The following is a 17,355-nucleotide window of genomic DNA, read 5'->3' as shown; positions in this document are numbered from 1 at the left end:
CTCAGGCCGCGACCGTCGCCGAGCTGCGAAACGCCTTGGGGCTCACGCCCCGATAGCGCTTGAAGGCGGCGCTGAAGCCGAAAGCGTCGGCGTAGCCGACCTTCTTGGCGACCTGGGCGACGGTCAGGTCGGTGTCGGCGAGCAGTTCCTCGGCCTCGTCCATGCGGGTCTCGGTGAGGTAGTTCAGCGGCGGCCGCCCCATGACCGCGGCGAAGCGTTTGGCGAAAAGCGCTCGGGAGACACCGGATTCGGCGGCAAGAGAGGCCACCGTCCAACCCTTGCCGGTGTAGGTGTGGATGGCCTGCAAGGCCGGGGCCACGATCTCGTCGGCCATACCGCGATACCAATGCGGGGCGTCCGCGCCCGCCTGCTCGAACCAGGTGCGCAGCGTGCACACCAGTCCCCAGTCCAGCAGGCGGTCCATCATGGCCTGGGATCCGGCGCTCAGTTTGGCGGCATCGCTCGCAGCGGCCTCCAGCCAGGGGCAGACGTCGGTCTCCTCGCTGATCACCAGGACCTTCGGCAAGACCCGCAGCAGCCGGTCATGCCGGCGGGCCGAGGTCTTGTAGGCGCCCACCACCAGGGCCGTCGCCTCCGGTTGGTCACTGCCCCAGCGGATTCCGCGCAGTTCCTCACCGCAGCAGTCCTCACCCGAAGTGAAGCAGGAGATTTCGTATTCGGTGGGCGGGCCGGTGAGCGAATCCGGGTCGTCGACCAGGCGGAAGGGTTCGGGACCCTGCACGATCGCGGTGTCCCCCATGGTGATCCGGGTGCGGGTGCCGTCGGCGAGGATGAGGGTGCCGCCGCCGCGGAAGACGCTGATCATGGTCAGCGGGGCGCGGTCGGCGAATTGAATGGTCCACGGGCCGTCCAGCACCGCGGAGGTGACGACCGAGCCTTCGGCGCGAATGCCGCTCAACAAGCAACTCAAGGGGTCCACACCTCGAGCGTAGACGAACTCCTATCCATCGAAGAGTTTCTCCCATGGAACGTCCACGCCATTCCGGATGTACTGGTTCTACCGAACAAGATCGCATCGCAGGAGGAACCCCATGTCGCAGACCGAAAACCCCAGCGCCCGCACCGCTCTCGTGGTGGTCTCGCATCATCGCGACGATTCGCTTACAGCGTATCTGGCCGGTCGCACCGCGCAGCGACTGGAGGCGCAGGGCTACACCGTCGACCTGCTCAACCTGCACGCCGAGGGCTTCGATCCGCGCATGACGGTCGCCGATCAGCCCGATTGGGGCAATCGGGAGAAGGTCTACTCCGAGGAGACCGAGGCCCACATGCGCCGTATTCTCGCCGCCGAGCTCGTCGTCGCGGTCTTCCCGATCTACTGGCAGAGCGTTCCGGCCCTGCTCAAGGGCTGGATCGACCGGGTCTGGAACTACGGCTTCGCCTACGGCCGCAGCAAGCCGCGCCTGGCCGGCAAGCGCATGCTGTGGCTGGGCTTGGCGGGCGCCACCGAGGACGACGCCATCATCCCCGCCATGCGGCAGGTGCTGGACAACCAGCTCAGCGCCGGCATCGCCTACTACTGCGGCTTCAGCCAGTCCACCGTCGCCATCGTTCCCGACGCCGAGGAGCGCCCGCAGCGCGTCGACGCCGCGGGCAATCTGTCCATCGGTGACGCGGTCGCCGGCGCGGCCCGCGAGGCCCACTTCGCGGCGCTCGAGGAGCGCGCCCTGGGCTACGTCGACGAATTCGTTGCGCTGGACCGGGTTCCGGCCTGAAGCACGACGGCCGCGCATCCGCGGGGGATGCGCGGCCGTGCTTCCGAGCGGTGCTACCCGATCAGCTCCAGGACCGGCCGGTGATCAGCTCGTAGGCCTGCATGTACTTCCGGCGGGTGGCCTCGACGATATCGGCCGGGATCTCCGGGCCGGGGGCTTCCTTGTTCCAGCCGGTCGAGGTGGACCAGTCGCGCACGAACTGCTTGTCGAAGGAGGCCTGCGGGCGGCCGGGCTCGTAGGAGTCGGCGGGCCAGAAGCGGGAGGAGTCGGAGGTCAGGACTTCGTCGGCGAGGGTGAGAGTGTCCCCGTCCCAACCCCATTCGAGCTTGGTGTCGGCAATGATGACGCCGCGGGCGGCCGCGTGCTCGGCGCCGCGCGAGTACACCTGCAGGGTCAGGTCGCGCAGCTGCTCGGCGACCTCCTTGCCCTCCTGGTTCACCACATCGTCGAAGGTGATGAACTCGTCGTGGGTGCCGACCTCGGCCTTGGTGGTCGGGGTGAAGATGGGTTCGGGCAGCTTGTCGCCCTCACGCAGGCCCGGCGGCAGCGCGATGCCGGAGACCGCGCCGGTGCGCTTGTACTCGGCCAGGCCGGAGCCGGTCAGGTAGCCGCGGGCAATGCATTCGACCTTCACCATGGTCAGCTTCTTGGCGCGCACGGCGCGGCCGGCGAACTCGGCGGGCACGTCGGTGGTGGAGACGAGGTGGTTGGGCACATCGGCGAAGAACTCGAACCACCAGTTCGACAGCTGGGTGAGCATCGCGCCCTTGTCCGGGATCGGGGTGGGCAGCACCACGTCGTACACCGACACCCGATCGGAGGCGACCAGGATCAGCTCATCGCCGTCCTCGTACAGGTCGCGCACCTTACCGGCGTGGATGTGCTTCAACGTGGTCCTCCTCATAGCGGCGCGGAACAGCGCGGACGGGCGCTGCGCCGCACAGCCTACCGACGGCCGTCCGGCGGCCCGCAGCCCGGCGAGCACCCGGCGGCGGGACCGCCGCCGCGGCGGCGAATGATCAGGTCTCGGCATGCGCCCGCCAACCGGTCCGGCGACGTGGCAAGCTGGGCTGCGTTGCGTCTGCGCCCGTGGCGCCGAGTGGAGAATTGTTCCGGGTCCGGGTGGGCGCACCGCATGACGGTGGGCAGCGTCGCCCGCACCGCTGCGTGAACGCACGGCACAGTACTCCGAGAGCGAAGGAGCCCCCTTGTCCGCACCGAATCTCACCCGCGAGCAGGCGATCGAACGCGCCGCGACGGTCCAGGTGGAGAACTATCGCGTCGAATTGGATCTGACCGGGCAGCCCACCAGCGCCGAGGCCACGCGGAGTGAAACCTTCTTCTCGCGCTCGACGGTGAAGTTCACGGCAACGCCCGGTGCGCAGACCTTCGTCGACATCGTGGGCGCGGGCGTGCGCTCGGCAATCCTGAACGGGACGCCGGTGGATGTCAGCGACTACGACGAGTCCAAGGGCATCACCCTCACCGGGCTCGCCGAGCGCAATGAACTGGTGGTCGAGGCCGACTGCGAGTACTCGCACACCGGTGAGGGCCTGCACCGTTTCGTCGACCCCACCGACAACAAGGTCTACCTGTACTCGCAGTTCGAAACCGCCGACGCCAAGCGGATGTTCGCCTGCTTCGACCAGCCGGACCTCAAGGCCACCTACGATCTGATCGTCACCGCGCCGGAGGACTGGGAGGTCATCTCCAATGGCGCGACCACCTCGACCCGCAAGATCGGCACCGTGGTCGAGCACACCTTCGACACCACGCCGCGGATGAGCACCTATCTGGTGGCGCTCATCGCCGGGCCGTACGCCAAGTGGACCGACACCTATGTCGACGAGCACGGCGATATCCCGCTGGGCATCTACTGCCGCGCCTCGCTGGCCGAATTCATGGACCACGAACGGCTTTTCACCGAGACCAAACAGGGCTTCGGCTTCTATCACGCCAATTTCGGTGTGCCGTACGCCTTCGGCAAGTACGACCAGCTGTTCGTGCCCGAATTCAATGCGGGCGCCATGGAGAACGCGGGCGCGGTCACCTTCCTCGAGGATTACGTGTTCCGCTCCAAGGTGACTCGCGCGTCGTACGAGCGCCGCTGCGAGACGGTGCTGCACGAGATGGCGCACATGTGGTTCGGTGATCTCGTCACCATGAAGTGGTGGGACGATCTGTGGCTGAACGAATCCTTCGCCACCTTCGCCTCGGTGCTGTGCCAGGTGAGCGCGACCGAATACACCAATGCCTGGACCACTTTCGCCAATGTCGAGAAGTCCTGGGCGTACCGGCAGGATCAGCTGCCCTCGACCCACCCGATCGCGGCGGACATTCCGGATCTGGCGGCGGTGGAGGTGAACTTCGACGGCATCACCTATGCCAAGGGCGCGTCGGTGCTCAAGCAGCTGGTGGCCTATGTCGGCGAGGAGCCGTTCCTGGCGGGCCTGCGCGAATACTTCACCGAACACGCTTACGGCAATGCCACTTTCGACGATCTGGTGGGCGCGCTGGAGAAGGCGTCCGGGCGCGATCTGTCGGATTGGGGTGCGCAGTGGCTCAAGACCACCGGCCTGAACATCCTGCGCCCCGACTTCACCGTGGACGCCGACGGCAAGTACAGCTCGTTCAGCGTCATCCAGGAAGGGGCCGCGCCCGGCGCCGGTGAGCGCCGCGTGCACCGCCTGGCCATCGGCGTGTACGACGAGCAGGACGGAAAGCTGGTGCGCACCAAGCGCGTCGAGCTCGATATCCACCCGGCCGAGCGCACCGAGGTGCCCGAGCTGGTCGGCGTCGCGCAGGGCAAGCTGGTGCTGGTCAATGACGACGACCTCACCTACTGCTCGGTCCGCCTGGATCCGGCCTCGCTGGAGACCGTGGTGGCCCGCATTGCCGATATCGCCGAACCGCTGCCCCGCACGCTGTGCTGGTCGGCCGCCTGGGAAATGACCCGCCAGGCCGAGATGCGCGCCCGCGACTTCGTGGCGCTCGTGCAGCGCGGCGTGGGTGAGGAGACCGAAATCGGTGTGGTGCAGCGCCTTCTCATGCAGGCGCACACCGCACTGGCCAGCTACGCCGACCCGGCCTGGGCCGAGACCACCGGCTGGCCGGAGTTCGCCGACCGCGTACTGGATCTGGCCCGCGCCGCCGAGCCGGGCTCGGACTACCAGCTGGCCTTCGTGAACGCCCTCACCGGCGCCAAGCTGGCGGTCCGCCACATCGAGGCGCTGCGCCAGATCCTCGAGGGCGACCTCACCGCCGCGAACCTGCCCGGCCTGACCGTCGACACCGACCTGCGCTGGCGCCTCATCCAGGCGCTCGCCGCGGCCGGTGACATCGACGCCGACGGCCCCCAGTCCCCGGTCATCGACGCCGAACTGGAGCGCGACCCCACCGCCGCCGGCCGCCGCCAGGCCGCCGCCGCCCGGACGGCCCGCCCCCAGATCGGTGTCAAGGAATCGGCCTGGGCCACCGTCATGCACGACGACACGGTTCCGAACATCACCGCCCGCGCCATCGTCAGCGGCTTCGCCCCGGTCGGCCAGTCGAACCTGTTGTCCGGCTTCACCGAACGCTACTTCGCCGAAATCCCCGGCGTCTGGGAGCGCCGCTCCAGCGAAGTAGCCCAAACCGTGGTCGTCGGCCTGTACCCGCACTGGGCCATCACCGAGGAAGCCGTCGCCCTCGCCGACAAATTCCTCTCCGCCGAACACCCGCCGGCCCTGCGCCGCCTGGTGATCGAGGGCAAGGCCGGCATCGAGCGCTCCCTGCGCGCCCGCGCCTTCGACCAGCAGTAACGACAACCCGCTCGCGCCCCCGCGGAATCCGCAGGGGGCGCGGCCATTTCCAACCATAAGGAGCCCGGCCATGGAAAGCCCCCGCACGCCGCGGGAGCAGTGGGCCGCCGAGGTCTCGAGTGCCGCTGCGGGTGGCGCGGATGACGTCACTTCGGCAGTGTGTGCGCGGGGCGAAGATCCTTCGCCGGGTGCCGCAGCTCGACGCGTCGACGGGCACCCGGACCGCTGGAGGGTCCCGCCACGATGATGGAAAGCCCTCGGCTGCGCGAGCTGCTGCATGCGGTGCGAGCTCGCGGTAGCGCTGCTGTCGATGAGTTCTGGGATGAGATCATCGGGTCCGGAATGCCGCTCATCGAGCCGGGGCGGGAGCCGGATCGTTGGCTGGTGACGCTGCTGTGGCGTGAGCGGGAGCCGATCGCGGGTGTCTATGCGCTGGTCAACAGGCTGACCGACAAAGGCCGCGTGGCCGACGGGATGATGCGGCGGCTTTCGGGCACCGATGTGTGGTTCGTTACTTTCGATGTTGCGGACACACTGCGCAGCAGCTATCGGTTCTATCCGTTCGGCGAGCGGGATCGCTTCTTCGGCAATGGTGTTCCCGCGCATCTCGATGCGAAGGCGCTCATGGCGCGGGTCATGCCGGACCCGCACAATCCCGGCTCCGGGAGTTCCGGCGGCCGGGGTTTCGGGTCGGTGCTCGAATTGCCTTCGGCGCCTTCGCTTGCCGAGTGGAAGCAGATGGAGGCGCGGCCGGCGGGCACGCTCTCGGCTTATGACTTCACCACTGCGACAGGTGCGGACACCTATCGCATCCGGCAATATATTCCGGCCGGGCCGATGCCAGCGGGCGGGCTTGCGATGCTGGTTCTGCTCGATGCGCAGCGCTGGTTCGATGATTTCAATGTGCCCGCCGCGATCGACGCGGCGATACGTGCGGGCCGATGCGCACCCGTCGGCGTCATCGGCGTGGAATCGCCTGCGGCACCGCAGGATCGGATGCGGCAGCTGGGCGCGAATCGGCGGTTCGTTCGGATGCTGGCGGACGAGCTCATACCGTTCGCCGAGTCCTCGGGTGTGCGGTGGGCGGGCCGCGAGCGGCGAATGCTGTGCGGGCAGAGCCTCGGTGGGCTCACGGCGCTGGCTGCCGCGCTGTGGACACCGCAGGTGTACGGTGCCGTGCTGGCGCAGTCGCCGTCGGTGTGGTGGCGGCCCGACGGGAGTGTGAATCCGAATACCTACACCGACAGTTCGAACTCGTGGCTGTTCGAGCAGTTCGGAGCGGCGGCGGTGGGACCGGTGCGCATCCTGATCGACGCCGGATCGAATGAAGGGCTGCTCACCGAGCATTTGCACCGGCTCCAGGACATGTTGTCGGACAGAGGTTTTCGAAGCCGGTTGCAGGTTTACACCGGTGGGCACGATTACGCCTGCTGGGCCGCCGCCATGATGAGCGGGCTGGCCGAGCCGTGCGGCGCTATGCCGGCGGACGCACCGTCGCGACGGGGAGCCGGCCGGTCGCCAGCATCAGAAGATCGATAGCGGAGGCGCTGAGTTCATCCGGGCCGTCACCGTAGGTCCAGTCGGCATCGGTGGCGCTCAAGCGCAATCCGCGCACCCGCTTGGGTGCGCCGTAGAAGCGGCTGGCCAGAACCTGGTCCAGGGCGGGGAGCACGCGGGCGACAGGGGTGCGCCAGGTGCGGCCGAGCGGCCGGGCGATGTCCTGGCCGTGAACGATGATGTCCACCAACGGATCCAGCGGGCTCGCACCCGGTGCGCGCTTCATGGTGCCCGCGGCTTCGCGCAGCTGGCCGAGCAGCTGCGCCGGTGTATAGGACGCGGCGCGGTCACGGGCTTGATCGGCCGTCATCCGGTTCCAGTCGAAGCGGGCGCGGACGATTCCTTTCACGGTGTCCCACACCGTTTCCCGATTGGACAGCGTGATGTGCGCGAGCACCTCGTGCGTCGTCCAGCCGTCGCACAGTGAGGGCTGCCGCCATTCGGCCGCGGTCAGGTCGTCCAGGAAGTCGGCGAGCTCGAGTCGCTCGGTTCGAATCCAGGTCGGGATCAGCTCGGGGTCCACGGGTACCTCCCAGGTCGATGCGCGTCATCGATGCAGACGGACCGCACCGGGAAAAATCATCGGACCACGCGCTGAACTGCGGTTTCGCCCCACGCTGCTGTGAGCGGATCCGCTCACAGCAGCGTGGGGCGAAATCCGGGAGGCCGCTGCGGCACGGTGGGTGCATGGGAGACAACAAGCCGATGTTCAACTGGCGCACACGCGAACAACTGTTCAGCCGACGGATTCTGGTCCTCGACGGCGCGCTCGACGACGACAATGGCGCACTGCTCATGACGCAGCTGCTCACCTTGGCGACCGAGGATCCGGAGGCGGGGATCTCGCTGTGGATCCACTCGCCGGGCGGTTCGGTGCCGGCCATGCTCGCCATTCGCGATGTCATGCGCCTGGTGCCCTGTGAGGTATCCACGCTGGCGCTCGGATTGGCCTGCAGCGCCGGGCAATTCCTGCTGTCGGCCGGATCTCCCGGCAAGCGGTTCGCGCTGCCGCACGCCCGGATTCTCATGCATCAGGGTTCGGCCGGCATCGGCGGCAGCGCCGTCGAGGTGGAGGTCCAGGCCAGCGATCTGCGCCATACCGTGCAGACCGTCCTGGGTCTCATCGCCGAGGACACCGGGCAGTCCTACGACCAGATCTTCGAGGATTCGCTGCACGATCGCTGGTTCACCGCCACCGAGGCCCGCGAGTACGGATTCATCGATGCCATCGTCGATTCCTTCTGGCAGGTCGTCCCCCAGCGTCACAAGGTAGGTATCTCCTGATGACCAGCTACACCATCCCCAATGTCATCGCCCAGCACCCGCGCGGCGAACGCATCATGGACGTGTACTCGCACCTGCTCACCGAGCGCATCGTCTACCTGGGCACCCCCATCGACTCCGGCGTGGCCAATGCCCTCATCGCCCAGCTCCTGCACCTGGACGCCGACAGCCCCGGCCAGGACATCAACCTCTACATCAACTGCGAGGGCGGCGACCTGTCCGCCATGCTCGCCGTCTACGACACCATGCAGCACATCAACTCCCCCGTGGTCACCACCTGCGTCGGCCAGGCGATCGCGGTGGGCGCGGTGTTGCTGGCGGGTGGCTCGCCCGGCCGCCGCACCATGCTCCCGCACGCCCGCGTGGTCCTGCACCAGCCCGCCGCCAGCGGCCGCGGCACCATCCCCGACCTCATCATCCAAGCCGATGAAATCGTCCGCATGCGCGCCGAAATCGAGCAGATCCTCTCCAAGCACAGCGGCCAATCCCTGGAAACCCTGCGCCGCGACACCGACCGCGACCGCGTCTTCACCGCCCAAACGGCCCTGGACTACGGCCTCGTCGACCAGATCCTCGGCCCCCGCGAATGAACTGAAACATCACCGACCGGGAACTGGTGGCGGCCTCTTCTCGACAAACGCCGCCACCGGTTCCCTCTCGGCGTGACTCAAGCGGCGAGGGCCATGAGCACCGGCCCCGCAGGCCGATGATGCGCAGGCGGCCGGGAAATCAAAGCCATCCGCTGACGGCGCAGCTCATCGGCCACCTGTCCGGTGAGCTCCCCCAGCGTGGTCCCCAGCGCCCCCGCAAGATTCGAGATCATCTCACTGGACGGATCCTTGCGCCCGCGCTCCACCTCGGACAGATACTGCGGCGAAATCCCGGCCCGCCCCGCCGTCTCACTGAGCTTCTCCCCCTGCTCCTGCCGCAACGCCCGCAGCCGCTCCCCCAGCACCTCCCGCCACAACGGCTCCCCCACCACCCGCTCCCGCGGCCTCTCTTCGCGCCCACCGGGAATCGAACGCAGACGCGGAAACTCCGGCACGGCCGGAACAGCAGGCTCGGACATACCCCGAGCCTAGATCGCCGGGCCCACCCCCGAGCCCCAGTTACGCTCTGGGCGTACAACCCGCCCCGCACGGAGCGGCGGGAGCCGGGCATCCCGTATCGCCCACTCTCCTGCGGGGTTTCAGGGGCGAAGCCCCTGAATTCACCCTTTTCCCGGGGGTTTCAGGGGTGAAACCCCTGAGAGCCCTACGAGAGTTGTCAGACTCGCCCGATGGCCGCGGCCATGACGCGCACGGCGGAGACGAGTCCGTCGATCAGGTCGCCCTGGCGGAAGGAGCTCAGCGCGGCGGTGGCGCCGAGCTGGCAGACGCGGTCGTTGGCGCGCTCGGCGACGTCACGGCCGGAACGGACCTCGACGGAACCGGTGTTGGGGTCCACGGCGATGAGGACGGAGCGGGCCGCCTCGGGGGTTCCGGGGAAGACGGCGTCCGCGCCGGAGGCGGAGTCCGCGCCGAGGTCGCCGATGAAGATGTTGAAGCGCACCTTGGTGGCGCGGGTGGCGTCGGTGAGGGCGTTGTCCATGAGCAGGCGCTCACGATCGGTGAAGGGCACCTCGTTGAAGACGTCGCCGGCTTCGTGCACGCCGGATACGCGTCCGCTGGTGGTGATGGCGTAGCCGTGCGGTAGGTCGGCTGCGTTCACCGCGGGCCAATTAGAACTTGCCACTTGCCCGGCCTCCGATCAGGTCCGCCTCGGCGGATTCGATAGCCGCATGATTGCCATGCGACGACTCAGCAATATCGTGATGACCGGCGCCGGTCACCTCGTCGGTCGCGCTCCACAGCACCGGTGGCTGGGTCCACTGCTGTCCGAGTTCGTAGTGGTCCGGCTTCTTGCCGGGCAGCGGCTTGCCGAGGAACGACAATCCAGCGATCACCAGATAGATCGCAACCGGGATGCCGACATAGATCAGCACTGTCTGGAGAATGCTCACGGCACAACGGTAATCGATGCCCGGATCGTCACCCTAGACCGGTGAGCGAGCCCACGCTCGTGTCGTCGCGTTCCCGGTCAAATCAGCCAGGCCGTAGAGTTTGCCGGAAGTTTTCTAGCGGTAATAGGAGCACTCGCCAGCAACACTTCGCCGGCGGGCAGCAGAATCGGAGCGTCGGTGGCGTTCAGCACGCACAGCAGTCCGCCGCCGCGCCGGAAGGCCAGACAGCCGGGCGGGCTGCCGTACCACTCCAGGCTCGGACCGCGGAATTCCGGGCGCATGGACCGCAATTCGATGGCCATCCGATACAGCGACAGCATGGAATCCAGTCGTTCGAGCTGCCGCTCCACCGTCAGCTGCGCCCAGTACGGCGGCATGGGCAGCCAGGGGCGGCCGGCGGTGAACCCGAACGGCGGCTGCGCGCCCTCCCACGGCAGCGGCACCCGGCACCCGTCGCGGCCGCGCTCGGTGTGGCCGGAGCGCTCCCACACCGGATCCTGCAAGGCCGCCTCGGGCAGGTCGTCGACATTGGGCAGGCCCAATTCCGCACCGTTGTAGACGAATACGCTGCCCGGCAGGGCCAGCTCCAGCAGGATCAGGGCCCGCGCCCGCGCGAATCCGGCCGGGCCGCCGCCGTAGCGGGTGACCTCGCGCTCGATATCGTGATTGGACAGCGTCCAGGTGGGGCTGGCGCCCACCGTCGTGACCGCGCACAGCGAATGGTCGACGGCCTCCCGAATCCGGTCCGGGTGGAAAGGCGTCTCGGCTAATCGGAAGTTGAACGCCAGATGCAGCTCATCGGGTCGCACGTACTCGCCGAAGCGGGTGTTGTCGTCCACCCACACCTCGCCGATGGCCACCGCGTGCGGGTACTCGTCCATGACTTTGCGGATCTTGCGGTGCAGTTCGTGCACGCCGGGGTTGTTGAAGCGCGGGTCCTCATCGTCGTGGCCGAACATCTTGGAGTTCGGGTTGGCCATATCCGGCAGCCCCTCGGGCTTGGCCATGCCGTGCGCGACATCGATGCGGAACCCGTCCACCCCGCGATCCAGCCAGAATCGCATGGTCTGCTCGAAATCGGCGGCGACCTCCGGATTCTCCCAGTTCAGGTCGGGTTGTTCGGGCGCGAAGATGTGCAGATACCACTGCCCGGGCCGGCCGTCCGCCTCGATGACGCGGGTCCACGCCGGCCCGCCGAAGATGCTGGGCCAATTGTTCGGCGGCACAGAACCATCCGGGCCGCGCCCGTCGCGGAAGAAGTACCGGGCCCGCTCCGGACTGCCCGGCCCGGCCCGCAGCGCGGCCCGGAACCACGGATGCCGATCGCTGCTGTGATTGGGCACCAGGTCCATGGTGACCCGGATCCCCCGGTCGTGCGCCTCGGCAATGACCTCGTCCAGCGCCGCGATACCGCCGAAGAGCGGGTCCACATCGCGCGGATCGGACACGTCGTAACCGCCGTCGGCCATGGGCGAGCGCATGATCGGGCAGATCCACAGCGCGTCCACCCCCAATAGCTCCAGATACCCGAGCTTTTCGCGTAACCCGCCGAGATCTCCGACGCCGTCGCCGTCGGAGTCCGCGAACGAGCGGGGATACACCTGATAGAAGACGGCCGATCGCCACCACGGCATTGCCTGCGCAGCCGCGGCCCCCGGCCCGGCGGATGTTTCGGTCACAGTCGTAATGGTGCCAAAGCACACCGCCGCCCGGGGCCGCAAAGACGACACTTGTCCAGTTTCAGCAAATCGTCAGCGGTGTCGCGATCGCACCGGAAACCGTCTGGGCGGCTTCACCTTCTGCGCAATGAATTCAGAAGGGCGAGTTCATGAGCGAATTGGCGGCCATCTCGAAGTAGTCGAGCAGCTGCTTGCGATGGGCATCGTCGAGCACCTCCGGCTCGATCTCGGCCACCGCGATGTGCATGGCCCGCAACCAGGCGTCCCGCTCGATCGGCCCCACCTTGAACGGGTGATGCCGCATCCGCAACCGCGGATGCCCCCGCTCCTCGCCATAGGTCCGCGGCCCGCCCCAGTACTGCTCCAGGAACATCCGCAGCCGCCGCTCGGCGGGCCCGAGATCCTCCTCGGGGTACAGCGGTCGCAACACCTCGTCGGCCGCGACCTCCCGGTAGAAGGCCGCGACGATCCGATCGAAGGTCGCGGCCCCGCCCACCGCGTCATAGAAGGATGTCGTCGTCTGCTCACCGGAAGTCACGGCTCCATTGTGCCCACAGTCCGCGATCGCGGCCCGTCGCGTCCCTCACTTCGGCGTTCGCGGCCGCCGCGCACCAACGTGGCGGCCTCTCGTATACCCCCCGCTGCGCGACCGGCACGGGTACGACGCCCCAGGTCACGTCCTGTTCACCCGTTTGTGCCCGAGAATCTGCAAAATCACCGTGCATTCTGCGGACTTCCATGGTCAACTGGGTGGCAGTCTGCCGAGACGAAGCACCCATCGGACGAATACGGATTCGGGGTATGCCCATGAAGCAGCGGCACAGCGCCAGGCATGAGGCGCGGACACATCGACAACTCCAGCCCGCCGACGTCCACAATCGTGGGTCGGGGGCCATTCCGCTGCATGTTTTGTCCGACCATCATCCGGGTGCGCATCATGATCATCACGCGCATCGCCCGCCCGAAGTCTCCACCGGTTCCAGCTGGGCCAAACGCCGCGTCCTGCTGTTGAACGCCACCTACGAACCTCTCACCGCCCTGTCCGCGCGCCGCGCCATCGTGCTGCTGATCTGCGACAAGGCCGATACCGTTCACGACAATCCCGAGGGCCCGGTCGTGCATTCCGCCGGCACCTCGGTGGCATTGCCCTCGGTCATCCGACTACGCAATTACGTGCGTGTCCCCTACCGCGCTCGCGTCCCGATGACCCGCGCGGCGCTCATGCACCGCGACCGGTATCGCTGCGCCTATTGCGGCGGCAAGGCGGAAACCATCGACCATGTGATTCCGCGCAGCCGCGGCGGGCCGCACACCTGGGAGAACTGCGTCGCCTCCTGCGCGCCCTGCAACCATCGCAAGGCGGACAAGCTGCTGAGCGAACTGGGCTGGACCCTGGTGCATCCCCTGGAATCGCCCAAGGGCCCACACTGGCGACTGCTCTCGGCCAGCTCGGAGCTGGACCCGACCTGGTTGCAGTACCTCGGTGAGGGTGCGGCCTAGTCCGCCGCACTCGGCTTCCGAGAGTTCGTCGGCCGATATGCCGAACGTTCGCTATGCCGTGCGCGCTCGCCCGGCCGGGATCAGCTGTATTCGCTGATGAGCATGGCCCAGGTGCCGGGTTCGAGCGCCTCGAAGACGTGCGGTTCGTCACCCGGATAGCAGATGTAATCCCCCGGCCGCAGTTCCACCGGCGACGCGGCGAGGCCGGCATTGGCGTGGCCCGCGCACAGCATCACGTGCTCGGTGACGCCCCGCGCATGCGGATCGGAGCGGCGGGGCTGCCCGGGTTCGGCGGTCATGCGGTAGATGTCGCGCCGGACGTTCGACGGCGCGGCCGACAGCAGCGTGATCCGGTACTCCGCCTGCGCCGAAGCCAGTTCCGCGCCCTCGCCGGCCCGGATCACCTGCACCTGCGGCCGCGGCGGATCCAGTAGTTGCGAGAATTGGATACCGAGCGCCAGGCACAGCGCCCACAGCGTTTCGATGCTGGGATTGCCGGATCCCGACTCCAGTTGGGACAGCGTGGATTTGGCAATGCCCGCCCGTTTGGCCACCTCGGTGAGCGACAGCCCGGAGCGGGCGCGCTCCCGGCGCAGGGCGGCCGCGATCGCCTCCTGCGGCGAGGTGGTCGGAGGGCTCTCATCGTGGATCATGATGGGTTCACACAGTACCGGCTCGCTGCCGCACCCCTTTGACTATTCGGACTCGATGCGTTCAATATAGACAACATGCGTTCGATATGGCGAACACTGGATCGGGGTGTATTGACCGGTATCGCGGCGATCTGCCTGGCAGTCGCCATGATCGGCGTCTCTTACGGGGCGACGGCCGTCACGTCCGGGCTGCCGGCCTGGCTGCCCATCCTGCTCAGCCTCGCGGTCGTCGCCGGCGGCTCCGAGTTCGTCTTCATCGGCATTGTCACCGCGGGCGGCGGCCTCATCGCCGCGGTGCTGGCGGGCCTGCTCGTCAATGCCCGGCATCTCCCCTACGGCCTGTCGGTCCCCGATGTCGTCGGGACGGGCTGGCGACGTCTCGTCGGCACCCAGATCATGAACGACGAATCCGTCGCCATGGCGCTGTCCCAGCCCGACCGGGACCGGCGGCGCGCCGCCTACTGGCTCTGCGGCCTGGCGGTGGTGGCGGCCTGGCCGATGGGCGCGGCGATCGGCGCGCTGCTGGGCTCGATCGTTCCCGACCCCAATGCCTTCGGCTTGGACGCCGTCTTCCCGGCCGTCCTCATCACCCTGGTCATTCCGGCCCTGAGCGATCCGCAGACGCGTGTCGCGGCCCTGACCGGTGCGGCGGTCGCCGCGGTGACGACGCCCTTCCTGGGCGCGGGGCTCCCGGTCCTGCTGGCTCTCACCGCGGTATTGCTGGTCGCCCGCCGGGGCGACAAGGCCGACGAGCCGTCGAGCGAGGTTCCCGCATGACGAAGGCCCTGTTGCTGGGGGTGTGCGCCCTGGCCGTGGGCACCTATGCCTTCCGCTTCGCCGGGCCCGTCCTGCGCAGCCGGGTCAAGGTCTCCGCCCGTACGGTCAAACTCCTGGAAATCGCCTCGGTGGTCCTGCTGACCGCCCTGGCCGTGACCACGCTCATCCCCTCCGGCGACCATCGAGTCGGAATCGCGCTCCCCGCAGGCGTTCTCGTCGCCGCCGTGCTGGCCTGGCGTAAAGCGCCCTTGCTCGCGGTGATTCTGGCCGCCGCCGTCACCACCGCGGGCCTGCGACTACTCGGTCTGCACTGACCCGCGGCGACCACCGCGACGGGCCGGACACCGCCGCGCCCAGGGTTCACCCGGCCGCACACGGGTATTGCGAGGCGAAGTGCCGAGCAAACGAAGAGGTGCAGATTCATGGCTATTCCCGACCGAATCGTGCGTGGAGTATTCGCCGGCGGGGCGTGGGTGCGCCGCAATCGGGTGTTCCATCCGGCCGGGCTCCCGTTGACGGGTGCGCTGCATGCCGTCGACGGCGAGTACAAGCACCTATTGGGAAGCGCGGATCGTCCTGTGCTGGCACGGATTTCGAAGGGCATCGGACTGCCCGCCGATCTCCCCGACGCGCTGGGCCTGGCTCTGCGGGTGCTGGACCGGCACAACCGGCCCTGGGATCTCGTGCTGGCCACCACCGGCACCGGACCGTGGAGCCGATTCCTGATCCAACCGGCGCGCGGCTGGGCGAGCGCCAGCTACGGCAGCCTCATGGCCTACCGGTTCGAGCAGGGGCCCGTCGAATGGATATTCGCCGAACCCGATGGGGCGCAACCGGAAACATCGTCGCTGGCGGCGCTGCAGGCGCATTTGAAGCGGCAGCGGCTGGGGTTCACCCTCGCGGCCGCACCGCGCACCGGCCCCATGCGCACACTGGCCGAGATCACCATTGCCGAACCCGAGATCGGCGAACAGGCGGCGCCCGGATTCTTCGACCCGGTCCGGAATATGCCGCCGGAGGTGGAACTGCTGCCGCGCGCGGTGGCGGCGGTGCGCGAGTGGGCCTACAGCGGAAGCCGGCGCGGGCGCGGGGAATCGGAGAATGTGGCCACGCAGGGGGTGGCCGGATTCCAGGGCATGAAAGACGGCCATCCCCGTCCGCGCCCGCCGGAGATCTAGCGCCTCAGCTGGTCAGGAGCGGCAGGCCCGGGCCGCGGCGGCGCGCCACGGAACCGTAGCGGGCGTCCAGGCGCAGCCAGGTGCGGGCGGCGCGGACCCGGACGATCTCGTCCACCGAGATGCGGCGGGAGTCGGTCTTCTCGCCGCCGTGCGGGATGAAATCCATTGCGGCGAGCGCGAAGACGACGCGCATGGGGACTTCGACGCTCTCCCCGGCATTGGAGACGGTGAGCACGGTCTGGTCCAGCAGGGAGGCGGGCGGCCCGTGACCGGCGGAGTGCTCCTGCGCCAATTCCGCTCCGCGCTCGGCCAATTCGACGAGCATGCGGGCCGGGACGTCGTCCACGTGGACGAACCCGGACTCGGGCGGCAGCGCCGAACGCCAAGCCGAGTCCATGCGGTAACCCAGCTCCAGCGGTGCGCCGGGCTCGGGCCCGTGCAGGCGGGACAGGACGATATCGCCGCCGACGGTGACATCGTCGGTGCCGAGGGAGCCGACGACCGTGCGCACCGCCAGCGCCTCGAAACCGGTGGCGGCCCAGGCGGATACGTAACGGTCGCCGCGGCGGCGCAGCCGGATGACGGCGGCCGGGTCCAGGCGCATCGCGTGCGAGACGAAGGTGGCCAGGTTCTCCCGTTCCGCCGGATCCGGGATGTGCAGGGTGAGTTCGGACGTCACTGTCGCGGGACTCGCCTCAGTCGTTCAGCCACAGCGACAGGTAGTCGCGTTCCTCGGTGGTGAGGCGGCGCAGGCGCTGGGTGTCGATATCGAAGGCGGCGAGCTGGGTGGAGGCGATCACCGCCGGCGGGGAGTCGGGTGCGGCCGCGGCGGCACGCACCTCATAGGCGACGGTGAAGTCCACGGCGCGCAGCCGCTCGACCCACATGGAGATGTCGAGCGGCGAATCCTCGTGCCGCAGCTGGCCTTTGTACTGCACCCGCAGATCGGCCAGCACGCAGCCGGACTTGAGGCCGACGGTGGGCCGGTCGTCGAGGAACAGCCACGGAATCCGGGCCTCCTCCAGCAAGGTCACCATGCGGGCATGGTTGATGTGCTGGAAGGCGTCCATATCCGACCAGCGCACCTCGACCTTGGTGTGGAAGCGCTTGGGCGTGCCGAACGCCTGCTCTTCCAAAGACGTGCTCTGCACATCCAGCGACTTGCTATGCCCGTTCAGCGAACCGACAC

The 17,355-nt window shown here is 68.2% G+C and carries 20 protein-coding genes; 9 read left to right on the top strand and 11 right to left on the bottom strand.

Features of this window, described 5'->3' with window-relative positions; translation table 11 throughout:
* Position 1 precedes the first annotated feature (1 nt).
* Positions 2-940: an AraC family transcriptional regulator gene (locus ACFVIV_RS19935; RefSeq protein WP_379198307.1), complete on the bottom strand. Its 939-nt coding sequence runs from the start codon at positions 938-940 to the stop codon at positions 2-4.
* 112 nt (positions 941-1,052) lie between these two features.
* Between ACFVIV_RS19935 and ACFVIV_RS19930 the strand changes: the two genes are divergently transcribed.
* Positions 1,053-1,736, top strand: coding sequence for an NAD(P)H oxidoreductase (locus tag ACFVIV_RS19930; protein ID WP_379198305.1), 684 nt, complete (start codon positions 1,053-1,055; stop codon positions 1,734-1,736).
* A gap of 61 nt (positions 1,737-1,797) precedes the next feature.
* Here ACFVIV_RS19930 and ACFVIV_RS19925 read toward each other — a convergent pair whose 3' ends face one another.
* Positions 1,798-2,640, bottom strand: a complete 843-nt coding sequence (locus ACFVIV_RS19925) for a phosphoribosylaminoimidazolesuccinocarboxamide synthase (RefSeq protein WP_379198523.1) — start codon at positions 2,638-2,640, stop codon at positions 1,798-1,800.
* Positions 2,641-2,944: 304 nt separating this feature from the next.
* Between ACFVIV_RS19925 and pepN the strand changes: the two genes are divergently transcribed.
* Positions 2,945-5,536 carry an aminopeptidase N gene (pepN, locus tag ACFVIV_RS19920; RefSeq protein ID WP_379198303.1) on the top strand — a complete coding sequence of 864 codons (2,592 nt, stop codon included), beginning with the start codon at positions 2,945-2,947 and terminating at the stop codon, positions 5,534-5,536.
* Positions 5,537-5,779: 243 nt separating this feature from the next.
* Positions 5,780-7,075 (top strand): alpha/beta hydrolase-fold protein, encoded by a 1,296-nt coding sequence (locus ACFVIV_RS19915; RefSeq protein ID WP_379198301.1) that lies wholly within the window; start codon positions 5,780-5,782, stop codon positions 7,073-7,075.
* Here ACFVIV_RS19915 and ACFVIV_RS19910 read toward each other — a convergent pair.
* Positions 7,011-7,616, bottom strand: a complete 606-nt coding sequence (locus tag ACFVIV_RS19910) for a maleylpyruvate isomerase family mycothiol-dependent enzyme (protein ID WP_379198299.1) — start codon at positions 7,614-7,616, stop codon at positions 7,011-7,013. The two genes, ACFVIV_RS19915 and ACFVIV_RS19910, sit on opposite strands and share 65 nt — an antisense overlap.
* A gap of 164 nt (positions 7,617-7,780) precedes the next feature.
* On the opposite strand from ACFVIV_RS19910, the gene ACFVIV_RS19905 reads away from it, so the two are divergent.
* A complete protein-coding gene (locus tag ACFVIV_RS19905; protein ID WP_379198297.1) occupies positions 7,781-8,377 on the top strand; it encodes a ClpP family protease in 597 nt (198 codons plus the stop codon).
* A complete protein-coding gene (locus ACFVIV_RS19900; RefSeq protein ID WP_379198295.1) occupies positions 8,377-8,967 on the top strand; it encodes a ClpP family protease in 591 nt (196 codons plus the stop codon). Before ACFVIV_RS19905 ends, ACFVIV_RS19900 begins: the two co-directional genes overlap by 1 nt.
* 77 nt (positions 8,968-9,044) lie before the next feature.
* Here the strand turns inward: ACFVIV_RS19900 and ACFVIV_RS19895 are convergent, their stop codons facing one another.
* The 5 genes from ACFVIV_RS19895 to ACFVIV_RS19875 all read right to left on the bottom strand — a co-directional run bounded on the left by ACFVIV_RS19895 (position 9,045) and on the right by ACFVIV_RS19875 (position 12,596).
* Positions 9,045-9,422, bottom strand: a complete 378-nt coding sequence (locus ACFVIV_RS19895) for a helix-turn-helix domain-containing protein (RefSeq protein ID WP_379198521.1) — start codon at positions 9,420-9,422, stop codon at positions 9,045-9,047.
* A gap of 221 nt (positions 9,423-9,643) precedes the next feature.
* A complete protein-coding gene (locus ACFVIV_RS19890; protein WP_379198293.1) occupies positions 9,644-10,087 on the bottom strand; it encodes a DUF5130 domain-containing protein in 444 nt (147 codons plus the stop codon).
* Positions 10,088-10,097: 10 nt separating this feature from the next.
* Positions 10,098-10,379, bottom strand: a complete 282-nt coding sequence (locus tag ACFVIV_RS19885; protein ID WP_379198291.1) for a hypothetical protein — start codon at positions 10,377-10,379, stop codon at positions 10,098-10,100.
* Between the two features lie 77 nt (positions 10,380-10,456).
* Entirely contained in the window at positions 10,457-12,013 is a 1,557-nt protein-coding gene (locus ACFVIV_RS19880) for a glycoside hydrolase family 13 protein (RefSeq protein WP_379198519.1), read from the bottom strand.
* Between the two features lie 178 nt (positions 12,014-12,191).
* A complete protein-coding gene (locus ACFVIV_RS19875) occupies positions 12,192-12,596 on the bottom strand; it encodes a globin (protein WP_379198289.1) in 405 nt (134 codons plus the stop codon).
* A gap of 269 nt (positions 12,597-12,865) precedes the next feature.
* Between ACFVIV_RS19875 and ACFVIV_RS19870 the strand changes: the two genes are divergently transcribed.
* Positions 12,866-13,558 (top strand): HNH endonuclease, encoded by a 693-nt coding sequence (locus ACFVIV_RS19870; RefSeq protein ID WP_379198517.1) that lies wholly within the window; start codon positions 12,866-12,868, stop codon positions 13,556-13,558.
* Between the two features lie 80 nt (positions 13,559-13,638).
* Here ACFVIV_RS19870 and ACFVIV_RS19865 read toward each other — a convergent pair whose 3' ends face one another.
* Positions 13,639-14,211, bottom strand: a complete 573-nt coding sequence (locus ACFVIV_RS19865; protein ID WP_379198287.1) for a helix-turn-helix domain-containing protein — start codon at positions 14,209-14,211, stop codon at positions 13,639-13,641.
* A 75-nt stretch (positions 14,212-14,286) separates the two neighbouring features.
* On the opposite strand from ACFVIV_RS19865, the gene ACFVIV_RS19860 reads away from it, so the two are divergent.
* From ACFVIV_RS19860 to ACFVIV_RS19850, 3 genes are all read left to right on the top strand, one after another.
* Positions 14,287-14,988: an AzlC family ABC transporter permease gene (locus tag ACFVIV_RS19860; protein ID WP_379198285.1), complete on the top strand. Its 702-nt coding sequence runs from the start codon at positions 14,287-14,289 to the stop codon at positions 14,986-14,988.
* Positions 14,985-15,302 carry an AzlD domain-containing protein gene (locus ACFVIV_RS19855; protein WP_379198283.1) on the top strand — a complete coding sequence of 106 codons (318 nt, stop codon included), beginning with the start codon at positions 14,985-14,987 and terminating at the stop codon, positions 15,300-15,302. The genes ACFVIV_RS19860 and ACFVIV_RS19855 overlap by 4 nt, the downstream gene beginning before the upstream one ends.
* 108 nt (positions 15,303-15,410) lie before the next feature.
* A complete protein-coding gene (locus ACFVIV_RS19850) occupies positions 15,411-16,166 on the top strand; it encodes a phosphodiesterase (RefSeq protein ID WP_379198281.1) in 756 nt (251 codons plus the stop codon).
* Between the two features lie 4 nt (positions 16,167-16,170).
* On the opposite strand, the gene ACFVIV_RS19845 is transcribed toward ACFVIV_RS19850, so the two are convergent.
* Together ACFVIV_RS19845 and ACFVIV_RS19840 are read right to left on the bottom strand one after the other, a co-directional pair.
* Positions 16,171-16,770 (bottom strand): hypothetical protein, encoded by a 600-nt coding sequence (locus ACFVIV_RS19845; RefSeq protein WP_379198515.1) that lies wholly within the window; start codon positions 16,768-16,770, stop codon positions 16,171-16,173.
* A gap of 91 nt (positions 16,771-16,861) precedes the next feature.
* Positions 16,862-17,317 (bottom strand): acyl-CoA thioesterase, encoded by a 456-nt coding sequence (locus ACFVIV_RS19840; protein WP_379198513.1) that lies wholly within the window; start codon positions 17,315-17,317, stop codon positions 16,862-16,864.
* Between the last annotated feature and the right edge of the window lie 38 nt (positions 17,318-17,355).

Origin of the sequence: Nocardia sp. NPDC127526, assembly GCF_042672265.1 — a bacterium.
Taxonomy (GTDB): domain Bacteria; phylum Actinomycetota; class Actinomycetes; order Mycobacteriales; family Mycobacteriaceae; genus Nocardia.
Note: the sequence above shows the minus strand (reverse complement) of the source record. Positions and strands in the feature narration are given on the sequence as shown.